Annotated in this window: 27 protein-coding genes; 16 read left to right on the top strand and 11 right to left on the bottom strand. The window is 60.9% G+C overall.

From position 1 onward, the window contains the following. Positions 1-4 precede the first annotated feature (4 nt). Complete coding sequence (locus M0639_RS30475) at positions 5-325, bottom strand: 2Fe-2S iron-sulfur cluster-binding protein (RefSeq protein ID WP_003942421.1); 321 nt, start codon at positions 323-325, stop codon at positions 5-7. 127 nt (positions 326-452) lie between these two features. On the opposite strand from M0639_RS30475, the gene M0639_RS30470 reads away from it, so the two are divergent. Continuing rightward, the gene (locus M0639_RS30470; RefSeq protein WP_003942428.1) at positions 453-1,454 is read left to right on the top strand and encodes an AraC family transcriptional regulator; all 1,002 of its coding nucleotides are present in this window, start codon (positions 453-455) and stop codon (positions 1,452-1,454) included. A 289-nt stretch (positions 1,455-1,743) separates the two neighbouring features. Here the strand turns inward: M0639_RS30470 and M0639_RS30465 are convergent, their stop codons facing one another. Further along, positions 1,744-1,968 carry a hypothetical protein gene (locus M0639_RS30465; protein ID WP_230544131.1) on the bottom strand — a complete coding sequence of 75 codons (225 nt, stop codon included), beginning with the start codon at positions 1,966-1,968 and terminating at the stop codon, positions 1,744-1,746. 188 nt (positions 1,969-2,156) lie between these two features. Here M0639_RS30465 and M0639_RS30460 point away from each other — a divergent pair, with 188 nt between their 5' ends. The 5 genes from M0639_RS30460 (at position 2,157) to M0639_RS30440 (ending at position 5,590) form a co-directional block, all read left to right on the top strand. Beyond that, entirely contained in the window at positions 2,157-3,680 is a 1,524-nt protein-coding gene (locus M0639_RS30460) for an MFS transporter (RefSeq protein ID WP_019750069.1), read from the top strand. 13 nt (positions 3,681-3,693) lie between these two features. Then, the gene (locus M0639_RS30455; RefSeq protein WP_019750070.1) at positions 3,694-4,140 is read left to right on the top strand and encodes a universal stress protein; all 447 of its coding nucleotides are present in this window, start codon (positions 3,694-3,696) and stop codon (positions 4,138-4,140) included. Then, positions 4,137-4,730: a PaaI family thioesterase gene (locus tag M0639_RS30450; RefSeq protein WP_019750071.1), complete on the top strand. Its 594-nt coding sequence runs from the start codon at positions 4,137-4,139 to the stop codon at positions 4,728-4,730. The genes M0639_RS30455 and M0639_RS30450 overlap by 4 nt, the downstream gene beginning before the upstream one ends. Positions 4,731-5,099: 369 nt before the next feature. Further along, entirely contained in the window at positions 5,100-5,303 is a 204-nt protein-coding gene (locus M0639_RS30445) for a three-helix bundle dimerization domain-containing protein (protein WP_019750074.1), read from the top strand. Next, positions 5,303-5,590 (top strand): hypothetical protein, encoded by a 288-nt coding sequence (locus M0639_RS30440; protein WP_019750075.1) that lies wholly within the window; start codon positions 5,303-5,305, stop codon positions 5,588-5,590. Before M0639_RS30445 ends, M0639_RS30440 begins: the two co-directional genes overlap by 1 nt. 356 nt (positions 5,591-5,946) lie before the next feature. On the opposite strand, the gene M0639_RS30435 is transcribed toward M0639_RS30440, so the two are convergent. From M0639_RS30435 to M0639_RS30420, 4 genes are all read right to left on the bottom strand, one after another. Further along, positions 5,947-6,294, bottom strand: coding sequence for a hypothetical protein (locus M0639_RS30435; RefSeq protein WP_223304650.1), 348 nt, complete (start codon positions 6,292-6,294; stop codon positions 5,947-5,949). A 503-nt stretch (positions 6,295-6,797) separates the two neighbouring features. Further along, positions 6,798-7,025 (bottom strand): hypothetical protein, encoded by a 228-nt coding sequence (locus M0639_RS30430; protein ID WP_156525133.1) that lies wholly within the window; start codon positions 7,023-7,025, stop codon positions 6,798-6,800. A 100-nt stretch (positions 7,026-7,125) separates the two neighbouring features. Further along, positions 7,126-7,740, bottom strand: a complete 615-nt coding sequence (locus M0639_RS30425; protein ID WP_156525134.1) for a hypothetical protein — start codon at positions 7,738-7,740, stop codon at positions 7,126-7,128. Between the two features lie 180 nt (positions 7,741-7,920). Then, positions 7,921-8,445 (bottom strand): hypothetical protein, encoded by a 525-nt coding sequence (locus M0639_RS30420; RefSeq protein WP_248671235.1) that lies wholly within the window; start codon positions 8,443-8,445, stop codon positions 7,921-7,923. A gap of 180 nt (positions 8,446-8,625) precedes the next feature. Here M0639_RS30420 and istA point away from each other — a divergent pair, with 180 nt between their 5' ends. Further along, complete coding sequence (gene istA / locus M0639_RS30415; RefSeq protein WP_030538069.1) at positions 8,626-10,167, top strand: IS21-like element IS1415 family transposase; 1,542 nt, start codon at positions 8,626-8,628, stop codon at positions 10,165-10,167. Further along, entirely contained in the window at positions 10,167-10,958 is a 792-nt protein-coding gene (gene istB, locus M0639_RS30410; RefSeq protein ID WP_003944771.1) for an IS21-like element IS1415 family helper ATPase IstB, read from the top strand. The genes istA and istB overlap by 1 nt, the downstream gene beginning before the upstream one ends. A gap of 85 nt (positions 10,959-11,043) precedes the next feature. Here istB and M0639_RS30405 read toward each other — a convergent pair whose 3' ends face one another. From M0639_RS30405 to M0639_RS30390, 4 genes are all read right to left on the bottom strand, one after another. Beyond that, positions 11,044-11,802, bottom strand: coding sequence for a hypothetical protein (locus tag M0639_RS30405; protein WP_248671234.1), 759 nt, complete (start codon positions 11,800-11,802; stop codon positions 11,044-11,046). 151 nt (positions 11,803-11,953) lie between these two features. Beyond that, positions 11,954-12,319 (bottom strand): helix-turn-helix domain-containing protein, encoded by a 366-nt coding sequence (locus tag M0639_RS30400; RefSeq protein WP_054802584.1) that lies wholly within the window; start codon positions 12,317-12,319, stop codon positions 11,954-11,956. After that, a complete protein-coding gene (locus tag M0639_RS30395) occupies positions 12,316-13,449 on the bottom strand; it encodes a tyrosine-type recombinase/integrase (protein WP_064075756.1) in 1,134 nt (377 codons plus the stop codon). The genes M0639_RS30400 and M0639_RS30395 overlap by 4 nt, the downstream gene beginning before the upstream one ends. Before the next feature lie 278 nt (positions 13,450-13,727). Next, positions 13,728-14,354, bottom strand: coding sequence for a hypothetical protein (locus M0639_RS30390; RefSeq protein ID WP_019750086.1), 627 nt, complete (start codon positions 14,352-14,354; stop codon positions 13,728-13,730). Between the two features lie 194 nt (positions 14,355-14,548). On the opposite strand from M0639_RS30390, the gene M0639_RS30385 reads away from it, so the two are divergent. Then, positions 14,549-14,812: a hypothetical protein gene (locus M0639_RS30385; RefSeq protein ID WP_230544130.1), complete on the top strand. Its 264-nt coding sequence runs from the start codon at positions 14,549-14,551 to the stop codon at positions 14,810-14,812. Positions 14,813-14,922: 110 nt separating this feature from the next. Here the strand turns inward: M0639_RS30385 and M0639_RS30380 are convergent, their stop codons facing one another. Continuing rightward, a complete protein-coding gene (locus M0639_RS30380; protein WP_019750088.1) occupies positions 14,923-15,528 on the bottom strand; it encodes a recombinase family protein in 606 nt (201 codons plus the stop codon). A 324-nt stretch (positions 15,529-15,852) separates the two neighbouring features. Between M0639_RS30380 and M0639_RS30375 the strand changes: the two genes are divergently transcribed. From M0639_RS30375 to ligD, 7 genes are all read left to right on the top strand, one after another. Next, positions 15,853-17,310: an AAA family ATPase gene (locus tag M0639_RS30375; RefSeq protein ID WP_190287616.1), complete on the top strand. Its 1,458-nt coding sequence runs from the start codon at positions 15,853-15,855 to the stop codon at positions 17,308-17,310. Next, positions 17,307-18,170 (top strand): HNH endonuclease, encoded by an 864-nt coding sequence (locus tag M0639_RS30370; RefSeq protein ID WP_064075721.1) that lies wholly within the window; start codon positions 17,307-17,309, stop codon positions 18,168-18,170. The genes M0639_RS30375 and M0639_RS30370 overlap by 4 nt, the downstream gene beginning before the upstream one ends. A 586-nt stretch (positions 18,171-18,756) precedes the next feature. Continuing rightward, positions 18,757-18,942, top strand: a complete 186-nt coding sequence (locus tag M0639_RS30365; protein ID WP_064075722.1) for a hypothetical protein — start codon at positions 18,757-18,759, stop codon at positions 18,940-18,942. A gap of 433 nt (positions 18,943-19,375) precedes the next feature. Then, positions 19,376-20,659: a tyrosine-type recombinase/integrase gene (locus M0639_RS35245; RefSeq protein ID WP_064075513.1), complete on the top strand. Its 1,284-nt coding sequence runs from the start codon at positions 19,376-19,378 to the stop codon at positions 20,657-20,659. Then, positions 20,659-23,136: a site-specific integrase gene (locus M0639_RS30355; RefSeq protein WP_076949024.1), complete on the top strand. Its 2,478-nt coding sequence runs from the start codon at positions 20,659-20,661 to the stop codon at positions 23,134-23,136. Before M0639_RS35245 ends, M0639_RS30355 begins: the two co-directional genes overlap by 1 nt. Positions 23,137-23,458: 322 nt before the next feature. Then, on the top strand, positions 23,459-23,947 hold the full coding sequence (locus tag M0639_RS30350; protein WP_143541263.1) for a DinB family protein: 489 nt from the start codon (positions 23,459-23,461) through the stop codon (positions 23,945-23,947). Between the two features lie 37 nt (positions 23,948-23,984). Then, on the top strand, positions 23,985-24,896 hold the full coding sequence (gene ligD / locus M0639_RS30345) for a non-homologous end-joining DNA ligase (protein WP_082893206.1): 912 nt from the start codon (positions 23,985-23,987) through the stop codon (positions 24,894-24,896). Positions 24,897-24,970 lie beyond the last annotated feature (74 nt).

Genomic DNA, 24,970 nt, shown 5'->3' with positions numbered 1-24,970 from the left:
GTCGTCACATCTGAAACTCAGGCATTAGGACGGTCAGGCCGTCCCACGCCTCGGAGACCGGAATCTGGCAGGACAGTCGAGAGGTCGGTTGACGCTCAGGGTTCATCGCGAGCATCTCCTCCTCGTCGGAGCCGGAGAGGCCCACCTCCTCGGACCACTGCGGATCGACGATCACATGGCAGGTGCCGCACGCGGCCTCGCCTCCGCAGTCGCCGTCGATGCCGGGCACTGCATTGTTGGTCGCGACCTGCATCAGCGACTGTCCTTCTTGGAAAGGGACCTCGTGCTTCTTGCCGTCGTGTGAGACAAAGGTGACAACTGCCATAACCAACTCCTGATACGTTGTCCTCGCCTTGGGAACTTGATCAAAGTGTCGTCGGGGATGACCGCTACGGCTATGTTCTGCGGAGTCAAAAACTTGTGAATTCGGCTCAAAGGGATCTGGTGAACCAATGATCCTCGATGACGAGGGTGTGCCCCCGCTCCTGTTCGTGCAATTGCTCGAGCGCCAAGCATTCGACCCAGACGCCGTCGCGCGGCTTCGCAACATCATGTCTCGCGAAGGAACCGACGAGGCGACGCTGATTCAGCGCGACGTTCAGGCCCCCATACGGTGGTTTCGGGAGGTCTACCCCGAACTCGACGTCGACCAGGCAACACTGCTCGGCTTTGCGTTCGCTGAACAGGCCCAGTTGACGTCCTTCGGCCCGTTGAGTTCTCCGCTGGTCAGCGCAGGCTCGGTAGCCGAGATCGTGGAGTTGCTCACCTATCTGCCGTTGATCTCGACAGCTCTCAGTCCACAGTTCCATCCAAGTGACCACGGCCTCACCATCGGGTTCACCGCACACACAAGCGATCCGGCCCTGGACTGCCTGGTCGTCGCCTACTGCGGGTCGGCGCTACTGCGACTGCTTGACATGCTCGCCGGCGACATGCCTACCGTCACACTCCACTTGAGTTGGCCGGTGCCGCCCCTCCTGTCCAATCATGAGGACTTAATAGCCGGGCGCCTGTTTTTCGGCGCTCCGATGTCCTTCCTTCATGTTCCCGCGGACACGCTTAACGAGGTTTGCCGGTTCTCCGATCCCCTCACATACCGACTCGCCATCGGCGATCTGCAGCGAACTCTCGACCAGCGGGGCAGGACCACGTCGTTTTCGGAGAAGACGAGACGGCTGCTGGAGAAGGAGCCCGCACAGGGGAGTATCCACTGGGTCGCACGCGAGTTGTCGATATCCGTCAGCACACTCAAGCGGCGCCTCTCCGAAGAGGGGACCACTTTCCGCGAGTTGCGCCAGTCATTCCTGCGCGAGCGTGCGATGCTGCGGCTACTCGACCGATCAATGTCGGTGACTGAGGTCGCCACGGAGCTCGGATACAGTGACCTCACCAACTTCTCACACGCCTTCAAGCGATGGACCGGCCGTTCTCCGAACGAGTTCCGGCATCCATGACGCTGAGCCGCCCGGTCTCCGGCGGGTTGAGGGGGCTGGCGGATGCGGTAAATCAGTGTGGGGCCGTTCCCAGTGCATGAGATCAGTGGTACTCCAGGGGCCGACCAAGATTTCGGTCCGACAGGATCTTCCTGAGTCTCGGGGTCACCGCAACGGCGTGATCAGTGGTGGAATCCGCGTCGACGTGGGCACTTTGCAGCCAAAGCGAGGGGTTATGCCTGCTGTGTGGGCATGGGCATGTGCTCGGGCATGATCATCTTTCTCGGAAGTGACAGCTCCGCATGGGAACCTAGATTTTCCGGATTGAAGGCAGGTGCTGCGGCAGTTGTGGCCGCGGGCCGGAGCGCCAGCCGACCACCTTTGTTCGAGAACGCCTGCTTGGGCACGTCAAGACACCCCCGAAGTTGGGCGCGGCCGCGTCGAGTAACCGGTTGCGTGAGCGTGCTAGCCGCGGATCGGCCTGCTCGTCGACTGCGGTGAGTGAGTCGGTCGTGGCGTGGTCCGGGGCGGTCATGGGAGCGCGCTCCTCCGATTCGTCTCGTTCAGCCCTGGGCGTATGTGTCGACTCTATCCCGAGCCCCCACCACTATGATACGAATGGTCTCGTACCGAGACTGTTGGTCTTTGAGTTGGGAGGCGCCGGTGGACACACCTGGGACGGGCGCTGTTGAGATCGACGGGTGGACCAGGGCCGAGTGGTGGATGCTGACGGTGTCGTGCCTGGCGGTGGCGCTGGTGGTCGCGGCCATGGCGGCGTTGTACTCGGCGTTGCCGCAGATCGCGGTCGAGACCGGGGCGACGCAAGCCCAGTTGACCTGGATCGTCGACGGTTACACGCTGGTGCTGGCGTGTCTTGTGCTGCCTGCCGGAGCAATCGGTGACCGTTACGGGCGTCGCGGTGTGCTGGTCACGGGGCTGGCGGTGTTCTCGGTCGCGTCGGCGCTGCCGCTGCTGCTGGCCGACCCGGTGTGGCTGATCGCAGCGCGCGCGCTGGCCGGGGTGGGCGCGGCGCTGGTGATGCCTTCGACGCTGTCGATCCTGACCGCGGGGTTCGCCGCTGCCCATCGTGGCCGGGCGGTGGGGGTGTGGGCCGGAGTTGCGGGGTCAGGGGCAGTGCTGGGCATCCTCGGCGCCGGGGTACTGCTCGAGCGGTGGTCATGGCCTTCGGTGTTCGTCGGGTTGACCGTGGCGGGGGTGGTGCTGGCGGGGTTGGCGTGCACTATCGCCGAGTCCCGAGAGAGCGAGCATCCCCCGGTGGACTGGGTGGGTGCGGCGGTGGTGGCCGTCGCGATCGCGGCGATCGTGTTCGCCGCGATCGAGGTTCCCGCGCGGGGCTGGGCCGACCAGCTCGTCGCCGCTATCGCCGGGGTCGGTCTCCTGGCAGCGGTGGTGTTTGTGATCGTAGAGCTGCGGTCTTCTGCGCCACTACTGGACGTGCGGTTGTTCGCCCGCCGCGGTTTCGGGGCCGGCTCGCTGTCGGTGACCATCCAGTTCCTGGTTACCTTCGGAGTGTTCCTGCTGTTGGTGCAGTACCTGCAGCTGATCCTCGGCTATGGGCCGCTGGCCTCGGCACTGGCGTTGGCGCCGATGGTGGTGCCGCTGGTCGTGATCTCGGTAATCGCACCGTGGTTGTCGAGCCTCGTCGGGTTGAAAGTGATGACCGTCTCAGGACTGCTTGCCATCGCTGCCGGACTGGTGCTGGTAAGCCGGTTGACCGTGGCCGCGGACTATCCCGGCCTGCTGTGGCCGCTGCTGATCATGAGCGCGGGTCTGGGATTGTGCACCGCCCCGGCGACCTACGCCATCGTCGCCGACACCCCTGCGGCCAAACAGGGGGTCGCCGCCGCGGTCAACGACGCTGCCCGCGAGATCGGCGCCGCGATCGGGATCGCCGTGGCTGGCAGCGTGCTCGCCGCAGGCTATACCCACCACATCCAGCCCGCTCTGCCCCAGCTTCCCGAGCCCGCCCGCGGCCCGGTCGCCGATTCCCTGGCCGCTGCTCTGCAGGTCGCTGACCAGGCCGGACCGGCGGCCCAACCGCTGGCCGAGTTCGCCAAGGCAGCGTTCGTGCACGGCAGCAGCCAGGCCGCGCTCACGCTGGCCGCCCTCACCGCCGCCGGGGCGATCGTGCTGGCAGTCCTCTCTCCCGGCCCCACCACCCGCCGCTCCCGCGCGTCACGCACTCACACGAACACCCCTCCCCGCTCGAACACCCCCTTCTCGTGAAAGAGGCCCCATCATGACGGCCTATCGCACGATCCTCGTCGACACCGACGGATCCGACTACTCCTACCGCGTGGTCGACCACGCCGCCGAGCTGGCTCACGTCACCCACGCCCGACTCCTGATCATCTGCGCCCGTCACGACATCGACGAACGCGCACTCGGTACTGACGTCGACCGGCTGCGAGCTACCACACCCACCGACGCCATCCTGCGCACCGCGCACCAACATGCGATCGCCCACGGCGCCGTCGACATCGAAACTCGCATCCTGCCCGAGCCCACCGTCCGCGCACTGTTTCACCTAGCCGGCCCGACCGCCGACGACCTCATCGTCACCGCGAACCCCCACCGGTCACCACTGGCCCGGCTGCTATTCACCTCGCCGGCCGAGCTTGCCCACAAAGCCCACTGCGACATCCTCATTGCTAATGGTGAGGACACCTACGGAAGGCGTCCATGACCGAGCACACACCCAACACCAACACACCCGAGACCGCCGGCCCCGAACCTTTCGAGGCCGAGGACTGGATCCGTACCTTCGCTGTGGCGCCGCCTGAACACGTCGACCTGCCGCCTCACCACCCCCACTGCCTTGGTTGCGGACCGGCTAACCCTCACGGCCACCAGTTGCGCGTCCGACGCGACGCACACGGCGTCTACGCCCACCACAGCTTCGATTCCCGCCATGTCGGCGCCCCAGCGATTGCCCACGGGGGCGCGGTCGCCACCGTCCTCGACGACTTGTTCGGGTTTCTGCTCTACACCGTGGGAGAGCTCGCCGTCACCCGCCACCTCGCTATCGACTACCTCGCCCCGGTCCTGCTCGACACCCCCTACACCCTCCGCTCTCACATCCACTCCCGCGCAGGCCGCAAACTACACCTGCGAGCCACCATCGAAAACAACCACGCCCACGTGGTCACTACCGCCACCGCACTGTTCCTCATCGTCGACATCGACCACTTCCTGACCCCCCGACACAACGCCTCGGCGGCGACCGCGCCCACTACACACGAAGACCAACAAGGCCCTCAGATGGACAGTCCCTGACGTGTCCCTCTAGCCGATCCGCGATCGGCAGAGCGCTGTGCCGTCCGTGGCGGCAGTCGGAGACGTGATCGAACCGGGTAAATATCTCCGGCTGTACACCCCCAACCGGAGGCCGGTGCGCGCCATCAGGTCGCAGAACGCGGCGTTGCGGCCGTGTTCGGTCACGACGACGGGACGGTGCTCATGGTTTCAGGGTGAGAGATTGCGTGAGGATCGCATCCCGGTTCCGCGCACCCGTCGCCGGTGTGGGGCGACCTCGGCGGTCGGTTTCGGCTCGTGGCAGCGCAGCGTGACTAGGTGCTGATCGTTGCGCGTAGTCGATAGTCGTCTCCTGTTGAACTATGGGCAGGTGGGGCGCAGTATTTACCGATGAAAACCGAAGAGGAAGAACGACTGATCGCTCATGCGGTGACGCGGTTGTCGGTGAAGTATCCGTCGATATCGGCTGATGTCGTTGCGGACGCTGTTGCGTCTGCTCATGCTCATTTCGACGGTCACAAGGTGCGTGATTTTGTTCCTCTGCTCGTCGAGCGCATGGCGGGTGAGAAACTTTCCTCGCTGGTCGCTTCATAATGGCTGTGTCCGCGGCAGAAGAGTCCGATGTTGCGCAGGCGAGAGTGTTTCTGGCTCTGTTGAATTCGGAGATCGACGAGTTGTCGGAGCGCATCGAATCCGCGCTGCGGCTGGTGCGGGGTGCGCGTCCGGTCGCACCGGTGTTGGCGTCGGCTGCGCGCACCGATGCGGCGGCTCTGCGCAAGGACCTTCATCGGGTGCACGCTCTGGTTGAGCAACTGGTACGCCGCTTTCCTGCCGTCAACAGTCCTACCGATGTGCCTGCCGCACGTTCTCTCCGCAGCTGATCGGTTTCCCTCGCAGCATTGATCGCGCTGAGTACGCGGTCCGGAGTCTCCCTCTATCCACAGGCAGCAATGTACGGGGACGGTGAGCTGCGGGGATGGATCGACAACCAGCATCGAGTGCTGCCCCTGCTGTGGTCGTCTGGGCGGCCTATATCGGCGGGGTGTGCCCTAGCGCACATACTCCGGAGAGTGCATTGGATGAGGTTCGGCGCCGTGGCTTGGGGTTCGTGGTCCTGGGTAACAGTCCGGGATCGAGCGTCAGGAGCAGGTGACGGTCAGGGAATAGATCATTTCCAGATTTGTGGGCTCGCCGTTGGCTTGTTCAATTCGCTGCCTGGTGGGGGCGCGAATTGCGCCTACCTGGACGCGTCGTTTCCGGGTTTTCTTGTCGGCACTGCGTAAAGGTCGGTCGTACGTTGTATTGCTCTTCTGCATCTGTCGGCGGTGAGGAGGTATTTTTCGGCGGCGGTGTAGTCGGTGACGGCGGTGCCGTCCGGGCCAAGGGTGTGGGTGATGAGGTCGAGGTAGCGACGCCGGTAGAGGTAGGCATCGGGCTCTGCGAGTAGAAATTCTACGGCGGCCATGACGTCCGGGGGCGGGGCCGTTCGGGTGCGCCGGGCGCGTGCGTTCAGTTGGTGTGCCGGCGGCACCTCGTGACTGTTCGCGGCAGAGTAGAGCCGCGCGATGCGGCGAGGACTGCTCATCGGGGCTCCGCCGCTGCAGGCAGAATGGTCATCGCGTATCCGAGCCGTATGTCGTGGTGGTGCGAGTGGTGGTAGCGGGGCTTTTCCTGCCGGATGTGGTGGGAAGACCTCGGTGTGTAGGCGCGGCGACGCCGGAGGCAGTCATCGAGGCATCACGAACGAGAAAAGGTCCAGCATGTTCATCGGTCTCCTTGTCGTTAGCCGGGCACATGAGATATGTATACCTTTCTGTCCCGCCGGGTCACAGATATCGAAAGTTACAGATTGGAAAACTCGCGCCACGAGCGAACGTGCCGATGTTCTAACGGATCGGGTTCCGGGGCAGCGACCGAATGCCGTCGCCGGCGCTTCGCGTTCGATCGCCAAAGTTGAATGTGCCGGATGTGTTGCGGTCAATAGATTGCCGCCCATACAACTGGTAACGGGACGTGTTGAACTAGGACGAGTAGACCACCTATCTCAGAGGCCCGACGTCGTTGAGCCCGGCTGGGAAATAATGGGGCTCAAGCGAAGGCAGGGCCACCGAAGTACAACCGAACTCGAACCGAGTACTGGCACGCGCCGTCACCGATAGGGATAGTGCCGCTGACATATACGTCGCCGATGGAGACAGCTCCAGCATCGCGGGCCCTACGGAGTACAGCCTCGTTTATCTGCTCGCTGAGTTCGGGCCCATTCAATTGAGCCGGCAGGATGAAGCGGAACATCGCCTCGTTGCTCTTCGCTCCCACAGGACCATTGTGCGCCGTCCGGAGCCAAGCCGTGCAGGCGTCACCCCGATCAGACATGAAGTGGATGACCAGGCCGAGGTGCGCTTGGTGCAAAGCTCGGCTATCCTGCCATGTCTTGACCTTCCTCGGACATGTCCATACCGGTGAGACGCTTCCATTCCGGAGGAATGTGCAGGGCCACGATCTCTACCTCCTGTTTCGCCCCGAGATCTGGCCTGACTTGGTGAGTATCGGTCCAGCGGATTGGTAGCGAAAAAGTGGTGTCGATGTACAGCTCCGCCTCTGCGGGGGAGGTGTCACGGTTGAGGTGCAGGAGGTAACCGTGCTCGGTGGACTCGGCGCCCTTCATTCTCCACTTATCTCCCGGGCGCCCCCAGATCGGGAATCTACTCGGTGTCATCATCTTGATGAGCAGAGGCCAGTGGTCGAACCCTGATGGTGGTTTGGGAGGGATGAGCTGCCCGTCGTCATCGACCAGCTCCTGTCCGGCGCCACTGGAGTAGCGGCGGGTTTGCGCGGACTTGGTGTCGCGCTGAGACCATGAACCGAGCTCGTTGTCGATGGAGAAGTGCACTGTATCGACGCGGTTCGGCGGGCCCGCTATGTCGTTCTTGGGCCACCGTCGGTACTCGGCGGTCCCGGATATGCGAGCACATTTCTCGGTGTTCTGCAGCAGGCTGATCGCAGCTAAAGTGTCTTCTAGTGTTATCGCCATGCTCATAGCCTGCCAGAAAGGCGAATCGAAGGTTGTTTCGTCGTCTTTCTGGTCCGAGGTTTGCCGCGATTCTCTCTCGACATTCTTAGCTCCATCCCGGCCGCCAATAGTAGCCTGACATATCAGTACCGCGAGTTTATGAACGGCATCGGCCGCAGAAGCAGTTCGAGCTACACAACCCTAGCCATCAGCGTCAATCATCGCTACGTATCGGGCATATGTGGCTGCAGACGCCACCGCATGTCGCTCGATGGTGGCAGGGGAGTAGCCGAGAGTGTCGGCGAGGATTGCGGCGGGTGCGAGCTTGGTGAGTTCGTGCAGGGTGCCGAGCCGGGCGGCGCGGGTGCCGAACGTCGACTTCAGGCGGTTCCGCAAGTGGCCCGGGTTGATGTGTTGGCCAGGGATATAGCCGCGGAACACCCAGCGCGTACTTGGGTGGGCGGCGGTGTTCCCGAGGTCTCGTTCTCCGGCGAGATATCGGAATGGTTCGTCGAGCGGTGCGGGAAGAGCGATGGCGATGTCGCCGAGTGTGACGGTCACGAGTTCGTCTGAGACTATGACGTGGTCCCAGGTGAGTTTCACGACCCGGTCGATCTGTTGGCCGAAGACGAGCACCAGGATCGCCGCGGCTCGATCTCGCGGATTCAGTGCGGGTTGGTTTGATGTAATGCCATCGACGACGTCTTGCTGGGCCTCAGGGCTCATCTTAGAGCTTGTACCACGACGATGTGGTGTCATTGTAAGGTCCCGAGTGTCGACGGCCATCGTAAGCTCCCCACTGGCGGCCATTTATGGCGCATTTTGTGGCCATGGTTTCTCCCCGCGTACGGCCAGATAGTTCCCCACCTGCTGTGAGTCAGATTCGGTCCCGGCAACGCTGGGTGGATGAAATCGAGCAGGGAGATCATGGAAATTTTGGAGGCGTACGACCTCACGGGTAGTTATCGGGCGGCGGCGGAGCTGGCTGGGTGTGATCACCACACGGTGGCCCGGTATGTGCAGATGCGCGCTGCGGGGCAGCCGCCGGACCGCCGGCGGCATCGAGCGCGGGCGATCGACGACTTTCTGCCGAAGATCGAGGAGTTGGTGGTCCGCTCGCAGGGCAAGGTCCGCGCGGATGTCATCCACGAACGGATCGTCGCGCTGGGGTTCACCGGCGGTGAGCGGACCACGCGCCGGACGGTCGCGGAGGCGAAGGCCCAGTTTCGGGCTGGTCGGCGGCGAGTGTATCGGCCGTGGGTAACCGAACCTGGGCTGTGGTTACAGTACGACTTCGGTGACGGGCCAACGATTTCCGGCCGGAAGACGACGTTGTTCTGCGCATGGTTGGCGTGGTCGCGATTTCGGGTGGTGATCCCGATCTGGGACAAGACATTGCCGACGGTGGCGGCGTGTTTGGATGCGACATTCCGCCGCTTGGGCGGGGTTCCGGTCTATGTCCTCACCGACAACGAGAAGACCGCGACGATCGATCACGTGGCCGGGATCGCGGTCCGCAATCCGGAGATCGTGGAGGTGGCACGGCATTACGGCACGACGCTGCGGACGTGTTTACCTGCTGATCCGGAGTCGAAGGGAGGAAGTGAGGCGACGGTGCGGATCGCCAAAGCCGACCTGTTGCCGAAGGAGGTGAACCTGCGCGAGCAGTATCACTCTTTCGGTGAGCTCGAGTCGGCTTGCCGGCAGTTCTGCACCGACGTCAACACCCGCGTCCACAGCTCTACTCGGCGGCGGCCGGTCGAGCGGCTGGCCGAAGAGTTGCAGCGGCTGCATCCGCTGCCGAAATCTCCGTTCACCGCGGTGTTCGGCACTACCCGGCGGGTGAACTGGGAGTCGACGATCTCGGTGGAAGGGGTGCGGTATTCGGTGCCGCACACGTTGATCGACACTCGGGTCTGGGCCCGCTTCCATGGTGAGGAGCTGATCGTGACCGCCGTCGACAATGATGGCGGTGCAGTCGAAGTCGCGCGGCACCGCCGCGGCCAACCCGGTTCACCGGTCCTCGACAACGACCACTACCCACCCCGCCCAGACCGCGACGCCGCCGACCGGGTGCCCAAGCCTCGTACCGCCGCCGAGCTCGCCTTCCTACAGTTGGGCCAGGGTGCCAACAGCTGGCTGGTCGAGGCTGCCGCCGCGGGAGCGCGCCGCATCAGGGCGAAGATGGCCGAGGCCGTGGACCTTTCGAAGCTGCACTCCCCGGACGCAGTCGACAGAGCGTTGGGGACGGCGGCGATGACCGGCCGGTTCGCCGATCGGGACCTGATCTCGATCCTCGACTACCAAGTCACCCACGAACACGCTGATCCGGTCCGTCGCAGCGAGAACCACACTCTGCAACCGGGCACCGCCGCCTGGTCCACCTTCGGCCAGACACCAGCGCCGGCCAGCCCAGCCACTACTGACGATGAAAGCGATGACGCCTGATGAGCACCCCTTTGCGCACTGTTACCAGCGCTAACGGCGACCCGTTGGCCGAGGCGATCGACCTGACTAAACGCCTGAAACTGCCCCATATCCGCAGGTCCTTGAGCGATATCATCCCGACCGCGAAAGCCCAACGCTGGGACCCCGCCGAAGTCGTGCGGGTTCTCCTCGCTGAGGAAGCCGCCGGCCGGGACCGGGCGAACCTGCACACTCGCCGCAAACGCGCGGGTTTCCCTACCGGCAAGACCTTCGGCGACTGGGACGAAACGAAATCGTCGATTCCCCGCGCCACCCAGGACGCGCTCCGCACCCTGGAGTGGGTCGGGCGGCGTGAATGTTTCTGCGTCTGTGGGCCTTCGGGAACTGGCAAGTCTCACTTCACCGAGGCACTCGGGCAGGCCGCAGTCGAAGCTGGGCTGGCGGTGTCTTGGTTCACCATCGAAGACCTCGGTGCCCTGGTCCGCCGGCACCGTGCCGACGACTCCATCGCCCGAGCCCTGACGAGGATCATCCGCTCCGACCTGATCATCGTCGACGACATCGGTCTGCTCCCGGTCTCTGAAGACGCCGCCGAAGGATTCTATCGCCTCGTCGACGCTGCCTACGAACGCCGAGCGATTGCCGTCTCGAGCAACCTGCACCCCTCCGGCTTCGACGAGATCATGCCCAAAACATTGGCCACCGCCACCGTTGACCGGCTCCTGCACCATGCGCACGTCGTCGTCACCGACGGCGACTCCTTCCGCCTCACCGAAGCCACCACCGGCAAGGGGGTGAAGCCCTTCAGCTAACCCAAATCAGAAAGCGGGTGGGGAAAAACAACTGGCCGCCACCGGGGAGAACCCGTGGCCACCAGCGGGGAGAACTACTGGCCGCCTACGGGGAGAACTTCGTGGCCATTGACACCCGAGCGACCAGCTTTGTCTTGACTGCCCACGCGAGGAACCGGATGGCGAACTCTCGCGTGCTCGGGCCTTCGGCCTGCCACGCGTCCAGATCCGCTTGGGATAGATCGTCGATCGAGATGTCCCGGTCGGTGAGCCAGTTGAGGAATTCGATTGTGACGGAAACGGTTTGCTTCGACCGCAGGAACGTGCCGTGTGACACCGACTCCATGCAATACATCTGCCGCAGGTGATGCCAACGAATGTACCGGGTCGCGACTTCCCGGTGCTCGGACGACTTCAGCCGGTCGAGGGCTTCATCGGACCAGTCGATGTAGCGGTGGAGTAGTCCGTCTCTGGGCGGCAGGATCTGGTGGGTGACCAGGAGTTCTCGGACGTATTCTCGGGTGCGCGATCGGGGGAGTTGGTCGATGACGTCGTGGGAAACGAGCGGTGTGCGGGCCAGCTCGGTGAGGAACGCTGTGACATGTTCCTGGTTGATCCAGGTCAGACCGCTGTTGGCCCGTTTCATCGACTTCAGGGCAGCTGCAAAGGGTTTCAGTTCGTCGTTGATGCTAGCAGTCTCTGGATTCGTCAGTAGTCGGTCGACGGTCGCCCTCAGGACGCATCGCCAGCAGCATCCCTGTGCGTACAGTTCTTCCTCGGCGCCGCACTCAACGCAGTCGACGTTGAGTTTTATGCCCGCGCATTTGCGGCACGCCTGCTGGCCGTTGATGATTCCCGGCAACACCCCGTCGTGACCGCACGCGCATACGCCTCGAGTTCGTTTGGCTGCTTGGTAGCAGTAACCGCACACTCCGAGGCCCTGCCAGGTGACGACACATTCTCTGTGCTCACCGCAGCGATCGCATGGAACTTCCCACCGTTGTGGGTCTTCAGGTTTACGTGGTCTTGCCATCGTCATCATCGCTACGGACGACTCGGATCCGGCGGGCAACCGAGCGCTTGTCGCTGATGCCTAGGTCGGCCGGGTTGGCCGGTGCGTCGGCCGTGGCCGCAGCTCGGATCTCGACATATGGTTCGAAGAGATCGTTGGGTGTGCATTCAAGGATGTCGCACAGCGCGGCGAAGGTGCGCGCAGGGATCCGCTCGGGTGTGCCTGTCACCAATCGGTGCACTTGTGCGTTTGATAGGTTGATTCCGCGGGACTTGAGAAGCGGGATGAGTTCCGTTGTCTTCCAGAGGTTGTGATCGGCCATTCGTTGGCGGAGATTCCAGCGATAGCCGATTCGGCGTTGCTCGCTCACGTGTCCTTCCCGGTCCTTCTTTCGTCACGTGTGACGATTCGTTGCTGGATCATCCGTTGGATGGTCTTTTGTTTGAAGTCTGCCGAGACTGAGGTGTAGAGCGCGGTGGTGGATGAGTAGGCGTGGCCAACTTGCTGCTGGACAAACATAGGATCGTATCCGGCCTCGAGGAGATGAGTGACGTAGGAGTGGCGCAGGCAGTGCATCTTCAACTCTGTCGGTAGCCCAGCCAGTTCGCGGACCGCAGTGAAGGTGCGATTGAAGTTGCGGATGCCCGTGGCGCCAGCCCGTTCCGACGGCCACAACGAGGCCGAGCGGTCCGCAGTGGCGAACTGTTCGCGACCCTGCGGCGAGAGCCAGTGATCGAGAAGATCGACCACCCAGTCAAACTCAGGCACCGTGAGAACAGTGCGACGGCGCGGTCCTGACCCCGACATGCCTTTGGCGTAGCGGATCTGAACGGCGCCATAGCGGCCGTACTTGTCTACGTGCGGATTTGGGCCGAAGTCGTGGTAGTCGAGCATGGAAAGTTCCCGACGGCGCAAACCGTAGGCGTAGCACACCTTGAACGCGGTGGAGTCTCGCATCAGTGGGAGCCAGCGCTTCGAGCCCTTGGCGAACTCTTGATCGACGAGGTCATCGCAGGTGTCGAAGAATGTCTGCAACTCGGTCTGAGTGAAGCTGCGCCGGTCCGCTGGGATGGCGTCATCGGTCTTGTGGCGCGGCGTGTTCCACTCGAACACGACTTGGGCGGGAACGTCGTCAAATACTTTGCTGCAGAACGCAGCCCACCCATACCTTTCGTCAGTGACGTAATAGCAGAAGGACCTGATCGTGCCAGCGTTCGCGCGCAGCGTCGACACCGAGACGGCTTTCGGCCCGGTTCGTCGATCAGCCAGGAACTCATCGACATGGATCGGCTGCCAGCCCCACGGATACTCGTTGGAGTGCTCCTGGAACCGAGAGACCAGGCCGCACGAGGACCGAATGAACGGCACACCGAGCCCACGGGCCAGCATTTGCGCTCGCCAGCCATCGAGCATCGCCTCAAAGACTCGGTCCTCGGGTCGCAGCAGCCCGACGACGCCGTTCGACAGGAACTCTGGCAGCCGACCTGGAACACTCTGCATGAACGCAAGTGTAGCGCGAGAATCTCTCATCTGTTTGCATAAACCGATGTCGATCTGGGGATCAGGCTCGTGGGCCACCGTCCGGCAGCAAGTCGTCACCGGCCACAGGCAGCAGTTTCGCTTGAGATCCAATGGGACGAGTTCTCTCATCTAGTTGAACTCGACCTTCTTGTTCGCCGATAACCTATATTATGTCATTTTGTGGATGAAAGTCGCTGCACCGCAACGAAATACACCCACATTGAACGTGCATCGTCAGTATCGAATGGCAATATTCGCTACCAGAGCGAGAGCGGACGTCCTGCAGCCTCGGCCGCAGCGATGCGCTCTTCGATGACGTCGACTCCTACGTTTTGTTCGATCCCGGTACGGATCGCGGTGGCAATGGCGCGAGTGCGACCCGCGGGTCCTCGAACGTCGGCGAGTGGGCTGGCGATGTTGCGTCGCCGGAGCTCGTATTCGCTGCGGTTGCTGCGATTGGTTCCCAACTGCATGTGTGCCGGGTTGGTGCAGCCGGCGAAGTCGCATTGGTGGCACAGCACCGCGTCGTCGGTGTTGGACCAGCCCAACCTCGAGATGACACCGTCTTCGAGTTGGTAGGCGAACAAATGCGCCGGCACGGTCCCGCGGCGGGACGGCCCAGGCAGACTCGCCGCCCGGAAGGAACCATGCCCGGTCGAAGACACACCGCCGATCCACGGCCAGCACTGCTCCCGGCGGCGTCGGAATCGCTTGGACTCGAAACGAGAAACGACGGCAGGATTGTCGAGCCAAGAACGCCACAGACGCTCCGGAATGCGTACAGGCTGGGGCTGCCCGATCAACGTCATCTGGAACGCCCGCAGCGCGGGAGCGCTGTCGGGCATGCCGGGCAGCGGGGATGGAGCATCGTTGACGAACGTCATCGGCCCTGCTCCTGACACTCGATCCGGACTGTTACCCGAGTTGACTGTAGAGACACGTGCCGACAACCAGTTGAAGATCCGGGGTATGACCTGTGGTGGGCTTCGGTAACAGTCCACTCGTACCTGCCATTGCGGCTGCCCTTGCGATCATCCCAATGGCCCTGGTTGCCGAGAACGCCAACCTTTGCGCAGGAATGAAACTCACCCTCGAACCCACCGTCGTCAACGGCGCAGCCTTCGCGCACTGGGTTGACGCGATCAGTGACATCGTCGAAAACTCCATCACCGACGGAGAACTCACCGACACCCCCACCGCGCACCGACTCGCATGGAACCTGTGCGCTGGCACCGTCGGAGCAGCCAACGCATCAGCAACCCTGCGAGAAGACATCGACCTCGCAACCTGTCTCGAAGGCGTGGTAACAGCGCAGTTGCGCAATGCCTTCACGCCCGCCTGATCTAAAATACGGGTGTCGACCTCAATATCAACTGGTCGAAATTGCTTGAGGGACAACTAGACCGACAACATCTGCACCATTGACTTAGCGGCCGGATCCCACTTTCGAGCTCAGTTCTCGACCCGAGGGGTCCGGCCGCTAGCTTCCCGCTCGATCCGCGCAAGCTGGATATTGGTATACAACGACGAACGCTTCAAACCCGTGTTCTTACATAGTGTTTCGATCTTGAACTGGCCCGTCTCATAAATTTGCAGTAGGTACGCACGCTCCTCGGGCGAGAGCTTGTGCGGCCTACCTTTCATCTTCCCAGCAGCTGTCGCGGCGGCAACAGCATCACGAGTGCGGGAACGAATCAGATCCGACTCGAACTCCGCCATCAACGCAAGAATGCCAATGAACATCTTCCCCATCGGATCAGCCGGGTCGTACACCTGACCATCAATCGACAGCGACACACCCTTCTCCGCGATCCGCTCCACCGTCTCATGCAAATCCTTCGCCGAGCGAGACAGCCGATCGAGCTTCGTCACACAAAACACGTCGCCGGCCCGAGCCGCGTTGATCGCATTATCCAAACCCGGCCGGCGAGCCTGCCGGCCACTGACACCATGATCGACATAGACCATGTCACGATCCACCCCGGCCTTCGCCAGAAGATCAACCTGAACCGCCGTGTCTTGCCGGACCGTACTGCACCGCGCATACCCGATTTTCACGCCACCCCCACTGCCGAACACGAATTGTCCACTAGAGCCTATGCCATAACGGACAAATCCAACGGACACCAAAATTGGACGTTTCGGTACGAAATTTCGCCACGTCAGTCGCACCCAGACGCCCGATCTTCACCGTCCGGTATGACGAGGGTCAAAACGCACACCCAAAGCCGCAGAAAGGCGCTCAGGGCTCCGCCGAGGATTCCTGAGCATCTAGCGGTGCTACTCGCCCGGGCCAGATACCCTATGGGGGTGCAACGACAGAATGGTCAGCTGAAATTCGTCTTGGACTCGCGACCTGGTCCGTTACCCGAGCCTCCCTACGTGTGGCTTTGGGAAGATAACTGGGACGACTTCGGTTTCAAAACCATGTACTCCGCTTCGCTTCGTACAAGTGGGTCCGACGAAGATTTCAAGCTCGGGAATGTTAAGATCCTCCAGCGAAATCAGGAGGGTAGTCGCCCCAAACTTTCGCCGCTATTTGAAAATCTTAATGATGACTTCTGTTCAATAGGGCAAAGTATTGAGTACTACGAGCAACTGATGAAGATCCCTCGGGACCTAAGGCATAGCTACTTGGTTGCACTTAGAGATGCGGCCTATGACCCTGTGATCGAAGAAGCGTTCGAAGGGCAGGCGGGGTGGAATACGTCTTTACTGCGATTTGGTGAGGCAGTAAATAACCTTAAGGCGGGAAGGGAACTCCTTCATGGAAATAAGCTAAGTACGGATCGAATGTCATTCCAATTCGAATGGCGCAGAGAAGGATCGACAAGTCTGCTGCCATTCGAGTTTGACGACTCAAGAGATCTACCGGGGCGAAGCAACGTCCTGATCGGATACAACGGAGTGGGAAAAACTACTTTGCTCGCCGATCTCGCGCTCGCAGCAAGCAGTGGCCGAGGTGATGCAGGCTCCAATAAGTCTGAAATATCGGGCACCGACACAACCTTCGGTGCAGTCGTAGCCATCTCCTACAGCGCCTTCGACACATTTAAAACGCCAGAAAGCATTCTTGGCGTGGGGGATAAAAATTCGAATAGTGCCTCGAATGTCGCGTTCGGATACGTGTACTGCGGGCTGCGCCGCCAGACAAGCATGGAGAATGAAAATTTTGAGTTGAAATCAATCGACGAGATTCAGTCCGAATTCATGGAGGCGCTAAATGCAATCGGGCGGCTGGAAACTCGCGAATACTTGATTTCGGCGTTTCAAGCCCTTGCCCGCGAACCATCTTTTGGACAGGCTGGAATCGATCTGACGAAACTGGGCGATGGGATAAATCAAATCGAGGCGATAGCAGCCTTCGAAGAACTCAGCACGGGCCATAAAATTGTTTTGAACATTGTCACTCAACTCGCTACTCGTCTTCGTACCCGATCTCTAGTTCTAATCGACGAGCCAGAGACACACCTGCACCCGCCCTTGGTTGCGGCATTGCTTCGCGCGATCCAGTTGCTACTAGCAGAAAGCAACTCATTTGCAATTATCGCGACACACAGTCCAGTAGTTGTGCAAGAAATGCCGTCGCAATTTGTGCGCATCCTCGAACGTGACGGCGGTCCCGCGACTCTCCGGCAACCCGAAATCGAAACATTTGCAGAGAATATCGGTTCCATCACAAGGCATGTCTTCTCGCTCGACAACAGTGCCACTGATTATCAAGGTACTCTACGAATGCTCGCGAAGAACCATACTGAAGAAGAAATTAGCGAGATGTTTGAGAACGGACTCAGCGTGCAAGGCCGAGCGCTTGTAGCGAACTATCGGAATCTGCAATGATCGGCGCCATTGAGACGACGACCAGTGACGTAGAAAACTACCGGTACGTCGCCGCCGATCAGAAATCTAAGGGAAATCTTCGCCCAGACGCTCTGGCTGCAAAAGTTCTCGAACTTTATGTCACGTATATGGACCGAGTTATGGACAAAGGTGGCCCGCAGGCCGATCCCGATATATCCGAGCTTGATCAAGATGAACTGGAAAAGAACGCGCCTTATCTGAACCTGGTTTACTTCAAGCGTGTGAAAGAGTCGATTAAAAATGAATCAACTCCATGGAAGAAGTGCCCCTACTGTTACCAGCTTAAAGCAACTGAAATCGATCACTATCTCCCCAAATCAATATTTGGTGAGTACGCCGTATATGCGCCTAACCTAGTTCCGATCTGTCGGATATGTAACGGAAAAAAGCTAAACAAATACTCTCATCCAGACGGTGGACGGCGATTCCTTCACCCGTACTTCGATAAACTTCCCGAAAAACCCGACCTGTACTTGACCGCCTCTGTCTCGGTCGGAACCTCCGTGACTATCATCTTCACGGTTGTTCGGCCTGTTAGTATGGCGGAGGAAATATGGAAGATACACCGTCATCAATTTGCCGAACTGGATCTAGCAGCTCGATATGCGGAAGATTCGGTCGAAACAGTGACCGGTATGCTATCCGCTCTGGAGGAGTTCTACAGGATCGGTGGTTCAGCAAATGTTTCCAGTTACCTACAGCTTGAGTATAGAACAAAGAAACGTAACTACGGGCCTAATCACTGGTGGCCAGTCCTGCTAGCTGCACTCGCCTCCTCTAACGAGTTTTGCGACGGCGGATTTAAAGTCCTCGACTCAAATATCCCTCTTGAAGTGTGAAGTTTCGGAACGATCTGGCGCGATGACGATAACTACCGACTTTGCGGGTCGGGAGAAATGTTTCCAGTTCTCACTCAGGTTTGTATGAGCGCTTCGGATTACTGGAAGCTGACGCATTCTTCTGGCATGTCGGGCCACCGGACTATCCTCGAACTCGCGACGAGCACCAGGTCGCCACACTGACCAGACCGAAGCGCAAGCCGAAGTCCTGACCTGCAACAATCCTTGCAGATCGGTCACACGTGGCGACCTGATACTCATTCACCACCACAAACCAGAGCTACCGCGACACCACCCGTGGTCCAGTTCCGTCGCTCCCGCACAATCACCACGCCAGCGCACCGAGCGGGAGGTGCCCACCACCGCACACACCCACCGCCGGCCACACACAAGAACCGAACGACACCTCCGGCGCCGTTGCCGCTACGCAGCCCCGAGTGGTCAAGAAAGTCGTCGTACAAGTCGCCCCAGAACACCATGCCGGGGACCCGACCCGTCAACCCACGCTCCGCTCTACGGGGTTGACAGCCCACCCTCGACCTGGTGACAGGGGAGCGACTCTACCGACTCTCAGAAAGGCATCACCATGACCGAAACAGCCGCTCCCACACGATTTGTCGCGATACCCCGCACCGAAGAACACGGCGGATACGAGAACGAGTGCTTCACCCATTACGTCCAAGACAACGGCGGCCGCTACTGCCTTCGAGGACCGATGGTCCAGTCGGACGCGGAATGGCTTGCAAGCAAGATGAATACACAGTTGAGCTAGTCAACCAAGAAGGCCCGCACCGGATGGCGGATTCGGTGCGGGCCTGACTGGTGTACTCCTATGCCGGGGTAGGACGCTCGGGCATCTTCATCATGATGAGCTCCGCGCCATCCTTGTACCGGTACGCCCACCGACCATCCGAAGTCAGCACCGTGCCGGCCTGGCCCTCATCCGGGGCTGGACCCCACCCAACCCTTGAACCTCATCCGGTTCCGCAGTCTCGCTCATCTCACTATTGTCTCAACCTCGGAAAACCGGCCGAAACCAGTACAAACCCGCGCACAGTAGAAGGCATGAGCGCCGCCACCGGAAAACCAGTGCCGCCGATGCTCGCCACACTCGGGCAGCCACCAACGGGGGAGCGCTGGCGTATTAACTGAACTAACGAATCGCATCATTGCAGGTCAGGGTGTGTGCTGATACTTTCCTCAGTATGTGCAGCGAGACGCGCCGGACTGATCTTGCAGGGCTTGTCGTTCCCGACGTGGGGCGGCTGATTTCGACAGGTTCCGAAGCAGAGCCCTACCGGTTACTCGATGCGTCAGGTGAGGTAATCGGCACTGCGACACTATTTTTCGAGGAACTTCACGCGTGTGACCGGTCATCGGCGACGATCCGATCGTACGGACATGACTTGTTGCGGTGGTGGAGATTTCTCGCAGCGGTCGATGTGGGATGGGAGAGAGCCACTCCCGCGGAGGGCCGTGATTTTGCGCGTTGGATGAAGATTGCGGATAAACCCAGGCGTGAACACTGGCGGAGGCGGGGCGAAAAAGTCTCCGGCACAACACCTGTAGGGGGCAACGCGACCAAGAGTGGTAATTGGGTGGTCAACGAGGTCACCGGCAAGCCGCGGCAGGGACAGAAATTCTCCCCGGCCACTCGCGCGCACGCGGAAACAGTGTTGCGGGCGTTCTACGATTTTCAGATGAGCATCGGTGCTGGGCCGGTCGTCAATCCGTTCCCGGTGGATCGCTCGCCCCGTGCCTTTCGGTCGAACGCGCATCACGATCCGCACGATCCGTTTCGTAACGAGCGGAAGGGCCGATACAGACCCAAGGTTCCGAAACGGATACCCAAGCGGATTCCCGACGATCGTTTCAACGAACTATTCGCGGCGTTGTCGTCGAACCGAGATCGGGCAATGTTGGCCTTTTGGGTCTCGACCGGTGCCCGCGCCGACGAACTCCTGTCGATGTCCCAGCAGAGTGCGGACCCGGGCCAGCAATTGATCACGGTAATAAGGAAGGGGACCCGGGAGGTCCAACAGTTGCCGGCGTCGCCAGATGCATTCGTGTGGTTGCGGATCTATCAAGAAGAGGCATGGGGAAAGGATGCCCCTCGCGGCTGCGATCATCCCTTGTGGATGACGTTGCGAAGGCCGTGGCGGCAGCTGTCGTATTCGGGAGCGCGCGCGATGTTCTCACGGGCGCAGTCGGTGTTGGGATCCAATTGGACCATTCACGACCTGCGCCACACCGCCGCTTTTCGGATGACGAGCGATCCTGACATGCCGTTGTCCGATGTCCAATGGATCCTGGGCCACGCGCACCTGACAACCACTCAGCTGTATCTGACCCCGAGTCGCGACGAAGTTTTCGCACACGTCCGAGCCCACCATGCTCGATACACCGGTAACACCCAATCGCTGCACGCACCGCCAGCGCCGGGCTACAACCCGGCAGTACTGGACGTACTTTTCGGAGGTCGACGCTGATGGTTTCTGCACGTGTCTCCAAAGTGCCTGCCAGTTGGAGCCTGAACGTCGATGCCCGCGAAGGTGCGAATCGCAGTGTCATCGACACACTCCTCGATCGGTATCCACCGCGTGTGGTGCCGTCGTCGTGGAAGACGACTGAACTCGGCCGCGCGGCCGCACTGAAGCGGGTGGAAGCGCTCATGATCCGGGCTCCGGGTAGCGAGAACTTTCAGCGCGATGCTGTCCGAGGTGCTGGGATGCTTCTGCGTTGGCTGAACTCGTTTCCGGGAAAGAGCTGGCAAGACCGCTGGAACGGCAGTTGCGTCGCCGAACACGGTCTCGGATGGGTTTCGGTACCGGAAATGTGGCTGGACGAACAGGGGGTGCCATCCGTCCGGTCCACAGTCCTGACGCATGCCCTGATCGGATTGTTCGTCGCGGATCTGATTCGCCCCGATTTACGTTTCGTGGTCCAACTGCACCGGTCGCACTACTGGCGCGACTGGGCGGCAATCAGCCGAGATCCGAAAGGATTCGAGCGACTGGAGGCTGCGGCAGGTGCGGAAACTGCCCAAGCAATGCAGGGTCGAACTGCACGATGGCAGATCTCCATGTTGATCCTGTCCAAAGGCGGCGGCCTCTCCGACATCACCGTCGGTGACTGCGTCGAACTCCGCCAGGCGGAGCTCGCCGTATGTTCGAGAGGTAAAACTCGCTACCTCTTCTACAAACTTCTCCACGACATCGGGATCTTTCCACCAGACGCGCCACCGACTTTACGATTCGTCACGGTGTATCGAGGGCAGAGCACCGTCGGAGAACTCGTCGACCGCTTCGACATCGCAAATTCCGACGTCCGGAATCTCCTCGTGGACTATCTGTCCGAGCGTCACCCCTCGTTGGATTACACGACGCTCGACAATCTCTCACGACATTTGGCGCTGCATTTCTGGAAAAACCTGGAGACCACCCATCCGGGAATCAACTCGCTGCAACTCGACCGCGGTGTAGCCCAGGCGTGGAAAGAACGCATGCATTGGAAGGTCAGCCGCCGCCGACTCCCCGACGGAACGTACGCCGAGACCCGTAGTCCACGAATGAACTACACCGACATGCTGACAGCTGTGCGCGCGTTCTATCTCGACCTGGCGGCGTGGGCAGCTCTCGACCCCGCGCGGTGGGCGCGGTGGGTAGCGCCGTGTCCGATCGGCCCAAGAGAGACGAGCGCGAAGAAGATCGGACGCCGACGCAAAGCACGTATGGATCAGCGCACACGAGAGCGACTACCTCGACTGCCAGAACTGGTGCGTATCGCAGAACAACGAGCCCATGACGCCAAGATGCTCCTCGAGGCCGCTGTTGCGGCATCGCCGGGCGCCAAATTCAGCGTCCTCGGCAAGACCTACACCAAGTCGGACCCATGGTTGAAAGCAAGCGCCGACGGCATTCCGGTGATCTACGACTCCGAGGGGCGAACCATCCGGCTCCGGGAAGCCGAGAACCGGGCATTCTGGGCTCTGGCAAGTGTGGAAGTCCTGCGACACACCGGCGTTCGAATAGAAGAGATGCTCGAAATCAGCCACCACAGCATCACCCAATATCGATTGCCCTCCACCGGAGAGCTCATCCCGCTACTGCAGATTGCACCCTCGAAGACAGACGAGGAACGCCTACTTGTGGTCAGCCCGGACCTCGCCGACATGCTGTCGACGATCGTGTCCCGAATACGCGGCGCGGACGGAGGGGTTCCCCTTGTGCCTCTTTACGACCGGAACGAACGCATCTGGGTGGCACCCGCCCCACTCTTGTTCCAATGGAAAAGCGGTGGTCACCACCGCGCGGTATCCGCAGGCTTGATCCGCAATGCACTGACCGAACTCATCGATGCGGCAGGAGTGAAGGACGCAGCAGGCGAACCGCTGTACTTCCAGCCCCACGATCTGCGCCGAATCTTCGCTACCGACGCCATCATGAACGGCATGCCTCCTCACATAGCTCAAGTTCTGTTGGGGCACAAAGACATCAACACAACCATGGGATACAAAGCCATCTACCCGGAGGAAGCGATCAACGGTCACCGCGCCTTCATCTCGCGCCGACGCGCCCTTCGCCCGAGCGAGGAATACCGCACCCCGACAGATGCCGAATGGGATGAGTTTCTCGGACATTTCGAGCGCCGTAAACTCGCCCTCGGCGAATGCGGCCGCGCCTACGGCACCAGCTGCCAACACGAACACAGTTGCATCCGGTGCCCCGTATTGCGTGTGGATCCCGCACAACGTTTCCGATTGGTCGAGATACGCGACAACCTTACTGCCCGAATTACCGAGGCGGACAGCGAAGGCTGGATCGGCGAAGCAGAAGGACTCCGCGTGAGCCTCGTGGCAACCGAGGAAAAACTGGACCACATCGATCGGCGGGCCCGTCGTGCCGTTCAACTCAACATGCCCAGCTTCCCGGACATCGTCGCGCACACCGTTCAGCCTCACACATGATGGGTATCGCCTTGTCAGACGTGTCGACAAGCGCTGGCAGGCGCAAGGTTCGGGCGGTCGTCCTCTCCCGAATTGCAATTATGCGATAGACTACTAGCAGACTGCAGAACCTTGCCGCGGTGTTGACGCTGGCTCCTATCCTTGCATTCCCAAGCACATCGTCCTTGATGACAAACGGATCACATCGCCTTTCTCTGGCTCGGTTCCCGGTGCCGGACATTTCGCTTCTCCCCGCATTTGGTTGCTGTTGTGCGTAACCCATCCCAACTGATAGCGAGCGGCGGTCCTTGGCCGTCCGCCTGACTGAAACGAGTGAAAGACTATTATTACCAACATAATTACTACCGGCACGGAGCGATCGATCATTGAGAACATGCTCGACCGGAACCGCGAAGCGCTGATCGAGACCGTGCGCGGACTCTCTGAAATCGACGCTCGTCGACGACTCGTCTTATCGCTGACGACACCGATCTCGTTGATCAAGCATGCCGCTGCCGCGGAACGAATCTGGTTCCAACGGTTTTGGGCAGGACTCAGCGAATCTGAGTGTGATGGATACTCCCGCCGCGACGAGGGCACCTTCGCTGTTGCCGACGACGAGGCGCTGGCGGATGTCATCGCCGAGTTCGAGCGCGCCAGTCGACGGTCACGTGAGATCGCCTCTCGTTTCGACCTCGACGACATCATGGACACTCCCCGAGAAGGGGTCGTCAGCATGCGATGGACGCTGCTTCTGATGATCCAAGAGCTCGCCAGGCACGCGGGTCACGGCGATATCCTCCGCGAACAGATCGACAAGCCGCTACTTTGACAGTCGGACGCGTGACAACTTGTCCTGTTCGCAGTTTGTGCAGTTAAGGGCCTTCGAGTCGAAATGGGATGGAGTCAGAGCCATCGCCACCACCGGCACCAAACCGCCGGCACTGTGGTCGCGCAACGGCAACAACTTCAGCGCCTCGTTTCCCGAGATCGTCGACGCACTCAGCGCCGTGCTCGACCACCGCGAAACCGTCCTCGACGGCGAGATCGTCTCACTCGGCCCCGACGGTGTCCCGTCCTTCTCCCGATTACAGCGCCGGATGCACGTCCTCAAACCCACCGCGCAGCTCCGCAACGACGCCCTGACCACCTACTACGTCTTCGACGTCCTCGACATCGACGGAACATCGACCACCGACCTGCCCTACCTCGAACGCCGCGAAGCGCTCGCCAACCTCAGCCTCGAACACCCGCGCATCAAAGTCCCACCCCACTGGCTCAACGTCGACGGACCGACCATGCTCGAGGTCGCCCGCACACACCACCTCGAAGGCATCGTCGCCAAAAGCATCACCTCGACCTACCAACCCGGAAAACGGTCCCCGAGCTGGCTGAAAACACCGCTCCGCGCCAACACGGAAGGAATCATCTGCGGATTCGTCCCCGGATCCGGCAATGCCGCCGGCGGAATCGGATCTCTCATCCTCGGCGCCCACGACGACTCCGGATCGCTCGTCTACATCGGAAACGTCGGCACCGGATTTTCTTCGAGACAGCGCCGCGAACTACGCGAACAACTCATCGACATCGAACGACCCACCAGCCCGTTCGCGATCGCGCCACCACGAGCAATCACCCGTGAAGCCCGCTGGTCAGAGCCGCTTTTAGTGTGCGACGTCGAGTACCGCGAGTACACCGGCGGCGGACTCAGACACCCAGCATTCAAAGGTATGCGCATCGACAAGACCGCCGATGACGTCGACCTCCCCGGCCGACACTGACCACCGGCACGACGAGCAGCCGGAACCCAAAACAGATGCATCAAACTTGCATCTGATGCAACCCGTCTCCCTGA

Origin of the sequence: Rhodococcus qingshengii JCM 15477 (assembly GCF_023221595.1) — a bacterium.
GTDB classification, from domain to species: domain Bacteria; phylum Actinomycetota; class Actinomycetes; order Mycobacteriales; family Mycobacteriaceae; genus Rhodococcus_F; species Rhodococcus_F qingshengii.
This window is presented reverse-complemented; position numbering and strand designations above follow the sequence as displayed.

Excerpts from the sequence above, each read along its gene's own strand:
- M0639_RS30435 (WP_223304650.1), bottom strand. The coding sequence starts at position 6,294 with ATGAGCAGTCCTCGCCGCATCGCGCGGCTCTACTCTGCCGCGAACAGT.
- istB (WP_003944771.1), top strand. The coding sequence starts at position 10,167 with ATGAGCACCCCTTTGCGCACTGTTACCAGCGCTAACGGCGACCCGTTG.
- M0639_RS30365 (WP_064075722.1), top strand. The coding sequence starts at position 18,757 with ATGACCGAAACAGCCGCTCCCACACGATTTGTCGCGATACCCCGCACC.
- M0639_RS30470 (WP_003942428.1), top strand. The coding sequence starts at position 453 with ATGATCCTCGATGACGAGGGTGTGCCCCCGCTCCTGTTCGTGCAATTG.
- M0639_RS30420 (WP_248671235.1), bottom strand. The coding sequence starts at position 8,445 with ATGAGCCCTGAGGCCCAGCAAGACGTCGTCGATGGCATTACATCAAAC.
- M0639_RS30450 (WP_019750071.1), top strand. The coding sequence starts at position 4,137 with ATGACCGAGCACACACCCAACACCAACACACCCGAGACCGCCGGCCCC.
- M0639_RS30465 (WP_230544131.1), bottom strand. The coding sequence starts at position 1,968 with ATGACCGCCCCGGACCACGCCACGACCGACTCACTCACCGCAGTCGAC.
- M0639_RS30355 (WP_076949024.1), top strand. The coding sequence starts at position 20,659 with ATGGTTTCTGCACGTGTCTCCAAAGTGCCTGCCAGTTGGAGCCTGAAC.
- M0639_RS30395 (WP_064075756.1), bottom strand. The coding sequence starts at position 13,449 with ATGCAGAGTGTTCCAGGTCGGCTGCCAGAGTTCCTGTCGAACGGCGTC.
- M0639_RS30385 (WP_230544130.1), top strand. The coding sequence starts at position 14,549 with ATGAAACTCACCCTCGAACCCACCGTCGTCAACGGCGCAGCCTTCGCG.
- M0639_RS35245 (WP_064075513.1), top strand. The coding sequence starts at position 19,376 with ATGTGCAGCGAGACGCGCCGGACTGATCTTGCAGGGCTTGTCGTTCCC.
- M0639_RS30475 (WP_003942421.1), bottom strand. The coding sequence starts at position 325 with ATGGCAGTTGTCACCTTTGTCTCACACGACGGCAAGAAGCACGAGGTC.
- M0639_RS30455 (WP_019750070.1), top strand. The coding sequence starts at position 3,694 with ATGACGGCCTATCGCACGATCCTCGTCGACACCGACGGATCCGACTAC.
- istA (WP_030538069.1), top strand. The coding sequence starts at position 8,626 with ATGAAATCGAGCAGGGAGATCATGGAAATTTTGGAGGCGTACGACCTC.
- M0639_RS30460 (WP_019750069.1), top strand. The coding sequence starts at position 2,157 with ATGCTGACGGTGTCGTGCCTGGCGGTGGCGCTGGTGGTCGCGGCCATG.
- M0639_RS30390 (WP_019750086.1), bottom strand. The coding sequence starts at position 14,354 with ATGACGTTCGTCAACGATGCTCCATCCCCGCTGCCCGGCATGCCCGAC.
- M0639_RS30445 (WP_019750074.1), top strand. The coding sequence starts at position 5,100 with ATGAAAACCGAAGAGGAAGAACGACTGATCGCTCATGCGGTGACGCGG.
- M0639_RS30370 (WP_064075721.1), top strand. The coding sequence starts at position 17,307 with ATGATCGGCGCCATTGAGACGACGACCAGTGACGTAGAAAACTACCGG.
- M0639_RS30440 (WP_019750075.1), top strand. The coding sequence starts at position 5,303 with ATGGCTGTGTCCGCGGCAGAAGAGTCCGATGTTGCGCAGGCGAGAGTG.
- M0639_RS30425 (WP_156525134.1), bottom strand. The coding sequence starts at position 7,740 with ATGGCGATAACACTAGAAGACACTTTAGCTGCGATCAGCCTGCTGCAG.